The organism is Cupriavidus gilardii (assembly GCF_017598945.1).
Taxonomy (GTDB): domain Bacteria; phylum Pseudomonadota; class Gammaproteobacteria; order Burkholderiales; family Burkholderiaceae; genus Cupriavidus; species Cupriavidus gilardii_E.
Genome location: NZ_JAGFTW010000005.1, coordinates 1 through 12,423, shown reverse-complemented (window position 1 = coordinate 12,423; position 12,423 = coordinate 1). Strand labels below are relative to the sequence as shown.

Annotated in this window: 8 protein-coding genes; 3 read left to right on the top strand and 5 right to left on the bottom strand. The window is 68.6% G+C overall.

Features of this window, described 5'->3' with window-relative positions; genetic code table 11:
• Nucleotides 1–80: 80 nt before the first annotated feature.
• Complete coding sequence (locus J5T34_RS02380; RefSeq protein ID WP_208578339.1) at nucleotides 81–821, bottom strand: 16S rRNA pseudouridine(516) synthase; 741 nt, start codon at nucleotides 819–821, stop codon at nucleotides 81–83.
• A 96-nt stretch (nucleotides 822–917) separates the two neighbouring features.
• Here J5T34_RS02380 and J5T34_RS02375 point away from each other — a divergent pair, with 96 nt between their 5' ends.
• Nucleotides 918–1,538 (top strand): deoxyribodipyrimidine photo-lyase, encoded by a 621-nt coding sequence (locus J5T34_RS02375; RefSeq protein ID WP_208578338.1) that lies wholly within the window; start codon nucleotides 918–920, stop codon nucleotides 1,536–1,538.
• A gap of 95 nt (nucleotides 1,539–1,633) precedes the next feature.
• Here the strand turns inward: J5T34_RS02375 and J5T34_RS02370 are convergent, their stop codons facing one another.
• Genes J5T34_RS02370 through hemC form a run of 3 tightly spaced genes read right to left on the bottom strand, consistent with a single transcriptional unit; the run spans nucleotide 1,634 to nucleotide 6,145 of the window.
• Nucleotides 1,634–2,824, bottom strand: coding sequence for a heme biosynthesis protein HemY (locus tag J5T34_RS02370; protein ID WP_208578337.1), 1,191 nt, complete (start codon nucleotides 2,822–2,824; stop codon nucleotides 1,634–1,636).
• Nucleotides 2,825–2,827: 3 nt separating this feature from the next.
• Complete coding sequence (gene hemDX, locus J5T34_RS02365) at nucleotides 2,828–5,134, bottom strand: fused uroporphyrinogen-III synthase HemD/membrane protein HemX (protein ID WP_208578336.1); 2,307 nt, start codon at nucleotides 5,132–5,134, stop codon at nucleotides 2,828–2,830.
• 9 nt (nucleotides 5,135–5,143) lie between these two features.
• Nucleotides 5,144–6,145: a hydroxymethylbilane synthase gene (hemC, locus tag J5T34_RS02360; protein ID WP_208578334.1), complete on the bottom strand. Its 1,002-nt coding sequence runs from the start codon at nucleotides 6,143–6,145 to the stop codon at nucleotides 5,144–5,146.
• Nucleotides 6,146–6,316: 171 nt separating this feature from the next.
• Between hemC and ppc the strand changes: the two genes are divergently transcribed.
• The gene (gene ppc, locus J5T34_RS02355) at nucleotides 6,317–9,400 is read left to right on the top strand and encodes a phosphoenolpyruvate carboxylase (protein WP_208578331.1); all 3,084 of its coding nucleotides are present in this window, start codon (nucleotides 6,317–6,319) and stop codon (nucleotides 9,398–9,400) included.
• 70 nt (nucleotides 9,401–9,470) lie between these two features.
• Here the strand turns inward: ppc and J5T34_RS02350 are convergent, their stop codons facing one another.
• Nucleotides 9,471–10,634: a PDDEXK nuclease domain-containing protein gene (locus J5T34_RS02350; protein WP_208578330.1), complete on the bottom strand. Its 1,164-nt coding sequence runs from the start codon at nucleotides 10,632–10,634 to the stop codon at nucleotides 9,471–9,473.
• Nucleotides 10,635–10,818: 184 nt separating this feature from the next.
• Here J5T34_RS02350 and argH point away from each other — a divergent pair, with 184 nt between their 5' ends.
• A complete protein-coding gene (gene argH / locus J5T34_RS02345) occupies nucleotides 10,819–12,228 on the top strand; it encodes an argininosuccinate lyase (RefSeq protein ID WP_208578325.1) in 1,410 nt (469 codons plus the stop codon).
• Nucleotides 12,229–12,423: the final 195 nt, after the last annotated feature.

Sequence of the window (12,423 nt, the reverse complement as noted above, 5' to 3'; positions counted from 1 at the left end):
GCTGCCTCGCAGCCGTTGCGTCGCAGCATCGGCGCCTCAGTCAGTCCCTGCCTTCAGTCCCCACCTTCAGTCCCCCCGCCTCAGTCCTTGCGTACCAGTTCCGCCAGATCGGCCGGCGTCAGCCAGCGCCACTCGCCGGGCGCCAGCGCCGGGTCCAGCGCCAGTCCGCCGATGCGGCTGCGGTGCAGTGCGGCGACATGATTGCCGGCCGCCGCGACCATGCGCTTGACCTGATGATACTTGCCTTCGGCCAGCGTCAGCCGCAGCGCCCGCTCGGCGACGATCTCGCATGCCAAGGCGGCGATCGGCGCCGGTTCGTCCTCCAGCTGCACGCCTTCGCGCAGCGCCGCGGCCTGGGCCTCGGTGACGGGCTCGGCCGTGGTGACCTCGTAGATCTTGGGCACCTTGCGCTTGGGCGAGGTCTGCGCGTGAATGAACTGGCCGTCGTCGCTAAGCAGCAGCAGCCCGGTGGTGTCCTGGTCGAGCCGGCCGACCGCCTGCACGCCGCGCTCGCGCAGCGGCACCGGCAGCAGCGTGTAGACGCTGGGATGATGCAGCGGCCGTTGCGAGCATTCGTATCCGGCGGGCTTGTGCAGCATCAGATAGGCCTTCTCGTGGCAGACCCACGCCTCGCCATCGACGGTCAGCCGCAGCCCTTCCAGCACGAATTCGGCGCGCGGATCGTCGCACAGCTCGCCCTCGACCTCGACCATGCCGGCCGCCACCAGATCGCCGCAATAGCGGCGCGTGCCGAAGCCCTGCGATTGCAGGATGCGGTCCAGCGGCGTGGTCTTGGGCGGCTTGGCGGTCTTCGAGGTCATCGGCGGTCAGCGGGAGGTCAGTGAGAATGGGAGGTGCCGGGGGAATGGCCCAGGAGGCCATGCTACGGTAAACGATCGCGCGCAGAGCGCAGCGCAATGCTGCATGGAGAATCGAGCTTGCACCCATCCCCTCACCGCGAGCCGTACCGCGTCGGCCGCTCGTTCGAGCGCGCGCTGGTCTGGTTTCGGCGCGACCTGCGCGTAGACGACCATGCGGCGCTGCATTATGCCCTCAAGCATGCGCGCCGGGTATGGTGCGTGTTCGCATTCGATCGGGAGATCCTGGACCCGCTGCTGGCGCGCGGCCTGCGCACCGATCGTCGCGTGGCGTTCATCCTGGCCTCGCTGGCACCGCTCGATGCCGCCTTGCGCGCCGCCGGCGGCGGCCTGATCGTGATGCACGCCACTGCGCGCACGGCGATACCCGAGCTCGCCCGCGAACTGGACGTGCAGGCCGTCTTCGCCAACCACGACTACGAGCCTGCGGCCATCGAGCGCGACCACGCCGTGGCCGACGTGCTGGCCGGCCTGCCGGACAAATATCTGCATGCGCCATGGACCGCGCCGGAAGCGGTGCTCGCCGCGGCGGGGATCGTGTTGGGCAAGGACTATCCGCGCCCTGTCGTGCAGCACGACGTGGCGCGGCAGGAAACGTTGGAGCGGTATGCGGTGGTGAAAGCGGGAGCCGTCGCGGCAGCAGGGACGCGACCGGCATAGCGAGCGCTTTACTCTCTCCCCCGGACCCCTCTCCCCCCACGCGGGAGAGGGCAGGAAACCACGGCCCGCGGATTCGCGTGGTACGGCCAGCCGTGTTACGCCGCCAGCAGCGCGCTTTCCCGATAGTGCCGCTGCGCATCCTCCGGCCGTTCGGTCTGCTCGAACAGCCGCGCGAGCGACAGATGCGACCGAATGCGCAGGCGCCGCTGGTCCTCGCTGGTGGCGTACTTCAGCGCGCGCTCGAAGTTCGACTGCGCCTTGCCCCACAGCTGTTCGCCCAGGCAGAGCACGCCCAGCGTGAAATGCAGCTCGGCATCGTTCGGATGCTGGGCCAGCCATTTCTCCGCCTGCTGGATCTGCGGCAGCGCCTGGCCGGGCTCGGCGCAGTCGGCGTAGCGCAGCACCAGCCGGCTGTCCCAGTTGACCTTCAGCGCTTCCTCGACGATCTTGCGCGCCTCCTGCTGGCGGCCCAGCGCGGAGAAATAGCGCGCGGCCGGCTCGGCGATGCGGGCGGCGCGGCGCTCGTCGTTCGACAGCGAACGCCAGAAGTCCTGCAGCGCGTCGGCGTCGTGGCGGCGCTCTTCCAGCATGGCCTCGCAGGCCAGCTGCTTCAGACGCAGCGCCAGCACCGGATGCAGCGCGTTGCGCTTCTCCAGCGAGCGCGCCAGCCGCAGCACCTCGCTCCAGTTCTTCAGATGCTGATGCGCGCGCAGCGCGATCCGTTGCACATGGATCTGCCGCCCGCCCTGCGCCTGCAGCTGGGCGATCGTCTCCAGCGCGCCATCGGCATCGCGCGCGTCGACCAGCATCTCGGCCAGCGACACCAGCCGCGCCTGCTCGCGCTCGGGCGCGGTCACCTGGGCCAGCCAGCCGTCGCGCCGTTCGGCTTCCTGCATCTGGTGCGCGGCGCGAGCGCCGATCAGCGCCGCGGTCTGCGCCTGCTCGGGCCAGACCTGCGCCTCGCGCGCGGTGCGCTCGGCGCGGGCGAAGCGGCCCGCGAACAGGTTCTCGATCGCCTCGCGCAAGGCGGCCTGCGCCTTCAGCATCCGATTGCGCTCGCGATAGGCGGCGGCGCGCCGCGGCATCTCGGACAGATGCCGGATCGCCGACAGCACGGTCCACGCGACGAAGAACAGCAGCAACAGCAGCGCCAGCGCCAGATTGAGCGACAGCTCGACCCGATACGGCGGGTAGAACAGCACCACATTGCTCTGATTGAACTGCGTGAACAGCGCCAGCCCGACGGCGCCGCCAAACAGGATCGCCACCCAGAATAGAAGTCGCATGCGCTACTCCTTCTTCAGGGAACGCAGCGCGCCGAGGCTGTCGGACATCGTCGGCAGCTGCACGGCCACCGCACCGGCCTGCGCCTGCTTCAGCAAGGTCTGCACGGCCTGCACGCGACGGCTCTTGGTATCGAAATAGCGCTCGATCATGCCGTGTGCCGCGGCCAGATCGTTGCGGAACACCTGCTCGTTGCGCGACAGCAGCGCCAGCCGCGCGTTGAGCAGCCGCAGCTTGACGTTCTCGCGCAGGAACCAGCCCTGGTCGCCGGTCAACAGCAGCGCCTCGGTATCGTCGACGCGGCGAACGCGAATCACGCGCATCAGCTCGTCGCGCACGGTCGCCCAGACGCCGGCGAACCACTGCGTCACGCGATTGCCGGTGCCGTCGCCATCGCCCGCGGCGGGGGCCGAGGCCCCGCCGGGTTGCGATGCGGCCGTGCCGCGGGTCGCGCCTTCGCTGCGCTCCAGCATCCGTTCGCTGGACAGCAGCGGCAAGGCGTCGATCTGGTTGATGGCTTCGTCGAGCTTGATCGCCGCGCCGGTCAGATCGGTGTCGGGCATCGCCTTGAGCCGGCCAATGTCGCGCGCGATCGCCCGGCGCAGCTGGTTGTATTCGGGCTTGTCGGAGCGGGCCAGGCGAACGTCGGCGCTCTGCAGCGCGGCCAGCGCGACCTGGACGTTGCCGGTCAGCTGCAATTGCTGGCCGGCGCTGGTCAGCAGCTGCTGGATCTCGGCGATCTCCCAGTCGTCGCGGTTGCGCATCAGGTCCTGGTAGACCTGCTCGAGCGTGGCCTGCTTGTCGCGGGTCTCGCCGACCTGGGCTTCCAGCGCGCCGACCTTGGCCTGCATCTCCTTGACGGTGGTCTGGGCCTCGCGGGTCAGCACGCGCGACTCCTGCACCAGCGCGTCGTTGGTCTGCTGGCGACGAGCCAGCTCCTCGGTCAGCCGGTCGACCCGCTGCTGCAGCCACCAGAACGCGCCGCTGGCGACCAGCACGAGGACCGCGAGCAGCAGCCAGGCCAGGCTGCCGCGGCCGCGGGAGGTCGGCCGCTCACCGGGCGAGACGCCGGAGGGCGCCGCGCCGGGCGGCATGCCGGCCGGTGGAGGGGTGGAGGAAGCGGTGGAGGTTTGCTGTTGCGTCACGCGATCGACCTTCGTTGACGTGGATGGCGGTGATTCGGTGGGCGTGGTTGGGGGCGGCGCGGCGGGCGCGCTGCCCCGGGTAGCTGGGGCGGCCGATGCGGCCGTCCCGGCGGTCATGGATGGCGCCTGCGATTGCGCGGCGGGGCCCGTGGCCGGAGCTTGCGCAGCTGGAGCGGGCGCCGCTACCGGCGCGGCAGTCGCGTCAGGTTCGGACTTCGACGCGGGCTGCGGCCCCGCTTGCGACCCCGACGGCGACCCCGCTTGCGATGCCGCCTGCAATGCTGCTGCCGCCGCCGTTTTTGATGCCGCCTGCAACTGGCTCAGATACGGCTCGGCCCAGCGCAGGCAGGCCGCCAGCAGACCCTCGTCGCCCGGCGCGGCCAGCAGGACACGCGTGAAGCCCAGTGTTGCTGCCTGCTCGGCGATTCTCGCATGGGGGGCAATGCACTGCACTTCGCGGAGCGCGGCGTCTTCCTGCGGCGACAGATTGTCGCGGGCCAGGCGATCGAGGTTGCGCACGGCCTCGGAGCTCGTCAGCAGCCAGGCTTGCGGCGGCGCGCCGGGCTTCAGACCGTCGCGTACCGCTTGCCACTGCATCGATCCCGGAACGGGCATGGTGCGTTGATAGGCCTCGACGGCGTGCACGGTGGCACCGGCCTCGCGCAGTTGGTCGCCGAGCCATTCGCGGCCGCCGTTGCCGCGGACGATCAGCACCTCGCGGCCGGCCAGCGCCGGCACGTCGAGCTGCGCCCACAGCGCCTCGGAATCGAAGCGGGCGTCGGCGGGATCGAGATCGGCCGCGCGGCCATCGGCCCCGGCCGGCGATATCACGCGATGGCGCGGCGCGGCGATGCCGCGCTCGGCAAGCGCCGCCACGCTGGCGGGTCCGACCACCGCGACCGGCACCGATTCCGGCCAGACCGGTGCGGCGCCCTGCGCCAACGCGAGCGCATCGAGCGCATAGGCAATCGCGTTGGGGCTGACGAACACGACCAGCGCGAAATCGGGCAGCCGTGCCAGCGCGGCGCGCAGCGGCGCGTCATCGGCCGCGGGGCCAATCGCCAGCAGCGGAAAGCTCAATACGTCCACACCCGCGGCCTGCAGCGCCTCGGTCAGTTGCCGGGACTGCCCGGCGGGTCGTGTGACGACGACGGTCGGGCGGGGCATCGCTTCCCTTCAGTCGCCGCTGGGGCGCACCGGTGCGCCGTCGTTGTTCAGCGCGACGGCCAGCAGCGCATCGGCGCCCTGTGCCAGCAGCGCGTCGGCCACGGCGTTGCCCAGCGCTTCCGCATCGGCGGCGCTGCCGACCTCGGCCGCGCGCTGCGCGTGCACGCTGCGCGAACCGTCCGGCGTGGCGACGAAGGCGTCCAGTTGCAGGCGGGCGCCCTCCCAATGGGCGTAGGCGGCCAGCGGAACCTGGCAGGAGCCGCCGAGCCGGCGCGATACCGCGCGTTCGGCACCGACTGCCAGTGCGGTGGGAACATGATTGAGCGGCGCCAGCCACGCGGCCAGCTCAGGCCGGTCCGAGCGGATCTCGATGCCGAGGGCGCCCTGACCGGCCGCCGGCAGCGAGATCGCGGGGTCTAGCAGCGCGCGGATGCGGTCGGTCAGGCCCAGACGCTTCAGTCCGGCCGCGGCGAGGATGATCGCACCGTAGTCGCCGCGATCGAGCTTGGCCAGCCGGGTATCGAGGTTGCCGCGCAGCGGCTGCACGATCAGATGCGGATAGCGGCTGCGCAGCGCGGCCTCGCGGCGCAGGCTGGAGGTGCCGACCACGGTGCCGGGCGGCATCTCGTCGAGCGAGCCGAAGCGCGCCGACACCAGCGCGTCGCGCGGGTCCTCGCGTTCCATCACGGCCGCCAGCGCGAAACCCTCGGGCAGCTCCATCGGCACGTCCTTCAGCGAATGCACCGCCAGGTCGGCACGGCCTTCGGCCATCGCCACTTCGAGCTCCTTGACGAACAGGCCCTTGCCGCCGACCTTGGACAGGCTGCGGTCCAGAATCTGGTCGCCCCGGGTAGTCATACCCAGAATGGACACATCGCACGCGGGATAGTATTGTTGCAACGCAGCACGCACATGTTCGGCCTGCCACATGGCCAGTCGGCTTTCGCGTGACGCGATCACGAGCCTGCCCGGCGCGGCGGATGAGGATGCGGAAGGGACGGAAGCTTGCATGCCGCGAATGGTAGCACGCACCCCCGGCGGTCCCGCCGCTGTGGCGGACTGTAGCCGGCTGTGGCGGCATGGCGCCCGAAGGCCGAAGAGCCGGGCGAAAGCGGGTCGGGACGACGATCGGCAACGATCGGAAACACCAGCAGCATCAGAACCAAACGCAGAGGAGATTGCATGACGCAGCCAGCTGCGCGCCCGGCCGGCCGCCGGATCCGCGCTGTCCGAGGAGGCCGTTCGGAAACCGCCGGGAAAGATGTAAATGGGGCGAATGGGGCGAATGGGGCGAACGAGCCGAACGGGCCCGACGGCTCCGGGACACCCACCGGTTCCCCCGAGACCGCTGAAACCGCCCGGCCCGCGCCGTCCACCGCCCGCTCCGCACGCCGCGCCGCCGCAAAGCCGGCCTCCCACCTGGAAGTGGTGCCAGCCGCACCGGCGCGCAAGGCCGCCAGTGACAAGGACCTGCCGCTGCGCGAGGACATCCGCTTCCTGGGCCGCCTGCTGGGCGACGTGCTGCGCGAGCAGGAAGGCGAGGCGGCCTTCCAGATCGTCGAGACGATCCGTCAGACCGCGGTGCGCTTTCGCCGCGAGAACGACCGCGCCGCCGCGGCCGAGCTCGACCGGCTGCTCAAGCGGCTGTCGCGCGACCAGACCAATCAGGTGGTACGCGCCTTCAGCTATTTCTCCCATCTGGCCAATATCGCCGAGGATCAGCATCACAACCGGCGCCGGCGCATCCATGCGCTGGCCGGCTCGCCGCCGCAGCCGGGCAGCATGGCGCGCGCGCTGCAGGCCATCGATGCTGCCGGCGTCAGCGGCAAGCAGCTGCGCAAGTTCTTCGACGAGGCGCTGATCGTGCCGGTGCTGACCGCGCACCCGACCGAGGTCCAGCGCAAGAGCATCCTGGACGCCGAGCGCGAGATCGCCCGCCTGCTGGCCGAGCGCGATCTGCCGATGACGGCGCGCGAACTGGCCCACAACACCGCCCAGCTGCGCGCCAAGGTCACCACGCTGTGGCAGACCCGGATGCTGCGCAATACGCGGCTGATGGTGGTCGACGAGATCGAGAACGCGCTGTCGTACTACCGCACGACCTTCCTGCGCGGCATTCCGCAGCTGATGACCGAGCTCGAGGAGGACATCGCCGCGGTCTACCCCGCCTCGCGCCGCGCCAAGACCGAGCCGGGCCCGCTGCCGCCGTTTTTCCAGATGGGCTCCTGGATCGGCGGTGACCGGGACGGCAATCCCAATGTCACCGCCGACACGCTCGAGCACGCCGCTTGCCAGCAGGCGCTGCTGATCCTCGAGTGGTATCTGGACGAGGTGCACGCGCTGGGCGCCGAGCTGTCGATGTCCACGCTGATGGTCCAGGCGAGCCCCGCGCTGCTGGCGCTGGCCGATGCCTCGCCCGACCGTTCCGAGCACCGCGCCGACGAGCCGTACCGGCGCGCGCTGATCGGCATCTACGCGCGGCTGGCCGCGACGTGCCAGGCCCTGACCGGCCGCGCGGCGCCGCGCCATCCGGTTGCCGACGCCGAGCCTTACGCGAATGCCGAGGCCTTCGCCGCCGACATCGAGGTGGTGATCGACTCGCTGCGCGAGCACCACGGCGAGGTGCTGGCGCGCGCCCGCATCGACGCGCTGCATCGCGCGATCGGCGTGTTCGGCTTCCATCTGGCTTCGATCGACATGCGCCAGGTGTCCGATGTGCACGAGGCCGTGATCGCCGAACTGTTCGCGGTCGCCGGCGTCGAGGCCGATTACGCGGCGCTGCCCGAAGCGCGCAAGCTCGAACTGCTGCTGAACGAGCTGCGCCAGCCGCGGCTGCTGACCCTGCCCTGGCACACCTATTCGGAGCAAACCCGAAGCGAACTGCGCGTGCTGACGACCGCGCGCGAATTGCGGGCCCGCTACGGCGCCCGCGTGGCGCGCAACTACATCATCTCGCACACCGAGACGCTGTCGGACCTGGTCGAGGTCATGCTGCTGCAGAAGGAAACCGGCATGCTGCGCGGCACGCTGGGCAGCAAGAACGATCCGGCGCGCATGGAACTGATGGTGATTCCGCTGTTCGAGACCATCGAAGACTTGCGCAACGCCAGCGGCATCATGCAGGCGCTGCTCGACCTGCCCGGCTTCTCCGCGGTGCTGGCGAATCAGGGCGGCGAGCAGGAGGTGATGCTCGGCTATTCGGATTCGAACAAGGACGGCGGCTTCGTGACCTCGAACTGGGAACTGTACAAGGCCGAACTGGCGCTGGTGCAGCTGTTCGCGCAGCGCAAGATCAAGCTGCGGCTGTTCCACGGCCGCGGCGGCACGGTCGGACGCGGCGGCGGCCCGACCTACCAGGCGATCCTGTCGCAGCCGCCAGGCACGGTCAACGGCCAGATCCGGCTGACCGAGCAGGGCGAGATCATCAACAGCAAGTTCGCCAACGCCGAGATCGGACGCCGCAATCTGGAGACCGTGATCGCCGCCACGCTGGAGGCGTCGCTGCTGCCGACGCAGAACGCGCCGAAGGACCTGGCGACGTTCGAGAACATCATGCAGAAGCTGTCGGACCGCGCCTTCGTCGCCTACCGCGACCTGGTCTACGACACCCCGGGCTTCAAGGACTATTTCTTCGCCACCACGCCGATCACCGAGATCGCCGACCTGAACCTCGGTTCGCGGCCGGCCTCGCGCAAGCTGATGGACAAGAAAAACCGCCGCATCGAGGACCTGCGGGCGATTCCCTGGGGCTTCTCCTGGGGCCAGTGCCGCCTGCTGCTGCCGGGCTGGTTCGGCTTCGGCAGCGCGGTGCGGTCGCTGCTCGACGAAGCGGGCGACGACAAGGCCCGCAAGGCGCTGGTCGCGACGCTGCGGCGCATGGTCAAGACCTGGCCGTTCTTCTCGACGCTGCTGTCGAATATGGACATGGTGCTGGCCAAGACCGACCTGGCGGTGGCCTCGCGCTACGCCCAGCTGTGCGACGACGCGGCGCTGCGCAAGGCGGTCTTCAACCGGATCAGCACCGAGTGGCATCTGACCGCAGAGATGCTGGGACTGGTCACCGGCAAGCACGAGCGGCTGGCCGACAACCCGCTGCTGGCCCGCTCGATCAAGAACCGTTTCGCCTACCTGGACCCGCTGAACCACCTGCAGGTGGAGCTGCTCAAGCGCTACCGGGCCGGCAAGGACGGCGACGACGTGCGCGTGCGGCGCGGCATCCATCTGACCATCAACGGGATTGCGGCGGGGCTGCGGAATACGGGTTGAGAGACCGGGGCCGGAGGCGGCAGCCTGCCTTCAGCCCCGTAGTCAAGCTGTGTGGCCAGTGCCGAGCGGTTCAGCGACGACTCGCCGCGTCGACCTCGCCGGAGGTCGAGGGCGGCCGCCGCATCGACTCCAGTTCCCGCTGCGTCTGTGCCATTTTTTCTGCCAACAGCTGCTCCTCTGGCAATACCGTCCGATACTCGGCTGCAACGACGGTATTCCCCAGGCCACTGAGCGCATAGTGCGCCTCCGCCTCTCCTTTCGCCGCGCACAGGATCAAGCCAACGGGCGGGTTCTCACCCGGCTTCATCCAGTGTTCCCGGGCGTAGTTGAGATACAAGTGCATTTGCCCGGCATCCGCATAGCAGAACCTGCCGATCTTCAGGTCGATGATCACCAGACACTTCAGCCGGCGATGAAAAAACACGAGGTCGACCCGAAACCAGTTGTCGTCGATCCGGAGTCGCCGTTGCCGACCGACAAAGGCAAAATCGTCACCGAGCTCCAGCAGGAAGTCTGCAAGGTGCTGGATCAGCGCCTCCTCCAGCTCGGATTCGGAGTACTCGTCCTTCAGGCCAAGAAACTCAAGGACAAACGGATCCTTGATCGCTTGTTCGGCGGTGACAAGGTCGTCGGTAGCGACTAGCGCCGCGCCTTGGAGCATGCCTGCCTTGTTGCGCGAAAGTAGGGCTCGCTCATAAAACTGGCTGTTGATCTGCCTTGCCAGCTGACGTACCGACCATCCGCAACGCAATGCCTCCTTCTCGTAAAAATGGCGGGCGCGTTGGCTTTTGACACCGAGCAGCCTGACATACGCCGACCATGGCAAAGGGAATGCGCGAGCGAGACTGCTCAGTTCGGTGGCCGCCTGACTGGGCCCGCCTTGCTGCGGGAATTGATCAGACAGTGTCTGATCAATCTGTTTCGGGGGCCAGGCAAGATAGAACTGCCGCATCTGCTGCAGATTGATCATGCCGAAGCCCCGACCGAAACGCCGCGACAACTCTTCCGATAGGCGTTTGAGTAATCCCGCGCCGTACGCGGCGCGACGCTTGCCACCCTGCTCCGACTCGACAATACGGCGGCCGATCAACCAATAGGTCGCTGTCATCCAGGCATTCACGCTGCGGGCCGCGCCCTCGCGGGCGGCCTGGACCAGCCGGACCACATCGGTACAGACAGCTTCATAGTCAGGGCGCGACGGTGGCAACGGGGACGTGGGATCGGTAAGGGCCATGACGGACGGCTTGAGCGGAAACGGCTGGAGAGGTCAACTCGACACTCGAGCGTAGCCCCGCAGCCATCCCCGAACTGTTTCCGGCAGTCCAGGCAGCCCGGCAACGATATAATTCCCGCTTTTCCTATCCTTTCCGTTGCCCGGCACGCCTCGGTGCGTGGGCACTGTCCAGTTCCCTACCGCCATGACCTCCCAACTAGCCAAGAAAGGCGAAGCCTGGTCCGCCCGCTTCTCCGAACCGATGTCCGACCTGGTGAAGCGCTATACCGCTTCGGTGTTCTTCGACAAGCGCCTGGCGCTGTTCGATATCCAGGGCTCGCTGGCGCATGCGGCGATGCTGGCCCGGCAGGGCATCATCAGCGACGCCGACCGCGCCGAGATCGAGCGGGGCATGGCGCAGATCCGCGGCGAGATCGAGGCCGGCAGCTTCGAGTGGAAGCTGGACCTGGAAGACGTCCATCTGAATATCGAGGCGCGGCTGACAGCGCTGGTCGGCGATGCGGGCAAGCGGCTGCACACCGGCCGCTCGCGCAACGATCAGGTGGCTACCGATATCCGCCTGTGGCTGCGCAGCGAGATCGACAATATCGTCGGCCTGCTGGGCGACCTGCGTCGTGCGCTGCTGGATCTGGCCGAGCAGCACGCCGACACGATCCTGCCGGGCTTCACGCACCTGCAGGTCGCGCAGCCGGTGACCTTCGGCCACCATCTGCTGGCCTACGTGGAAATGTTCACGCGCGATGCCGAACGGATGCAGGACGCCCGCAAGCGCGTCAATCGCCTGCCGCTGGGCGCCGCCGCGCTGGCCGGCACCAGCTATCCGATCGACCGCGAGTTCGTCGCGCAGCAACTGGGCTTCGACGGCGTCTGCCGCAATTCGCTGGACGCGGTGTCCGACCGCGACTTCGCCATCGAATTCTGCGCAGCCTCGGCGCTGGTGATGACCCACGTGTCGCGCTTCTCGGAAGAGCTGGTGCTGTGGATGAGCCCGCGTGTCGGCTTCATCGATATCGCCGACCGCTTCTGCACCGGCAGCTCGATCATGCCGCAGAAGAAGAACCCGGACGTGCCCGAGCTGGCACGCGGCAAGACCGGCCGCGTCAACGGCCATCTGATCGGCCTGCTGACGCTGATGAAGGGCCAGCCGCTGGCGTACAACAAGGACAACCAGGAAGACAAGGAGCCGCTGTTCGACACGGTCGATACCGTGGTCGACACGCTGCGGATCTTCGCGGACATGGTGCCGGGCATCACGGTCAAGCCTGAAGCGATGCGCGCCGCCGCGCTGCAGGGCTATGCCACCGCGACCGACCTGGCCGACTATCTGGTCAAGAAGGGCCTGCCGTTCCGCGACGCGCACGAGGCGGTGGCCCACGCGGTGCGCGCCTGCGACGCGCGCCAGTGCGATCTGGCCGACCTGACCGTGGCGGAGCTGCGCGACGCCACCGGTCTGGGCGACCAAGCCGCGCTGATCGGCGATGACGTCCATGGCGTGCTGACCCTCGAAGGGTCGGTAGCCGCCCGCAACCATATCGGCGGCACCGCGCCGGACCAGGTCCGCGCCGCGATCGCGGCCGCCCGCAAGGCCGGATAACCGGTCCGGTCCGCTGAATCGACTGATCCGCCGATCGACCGATCGGCGGATCGGCTGCCTGGCCGATCGGCTTGCGGCGCCACGGCGCCCTCGTTCCCCGCGGGGACCTGTCTCTTATATAAATCTCAAAAAAAAAAACAATACATCTCAGTACTTCGTTACTCTTTCTCTGCTTTAATCCTACAATTGTCGCTC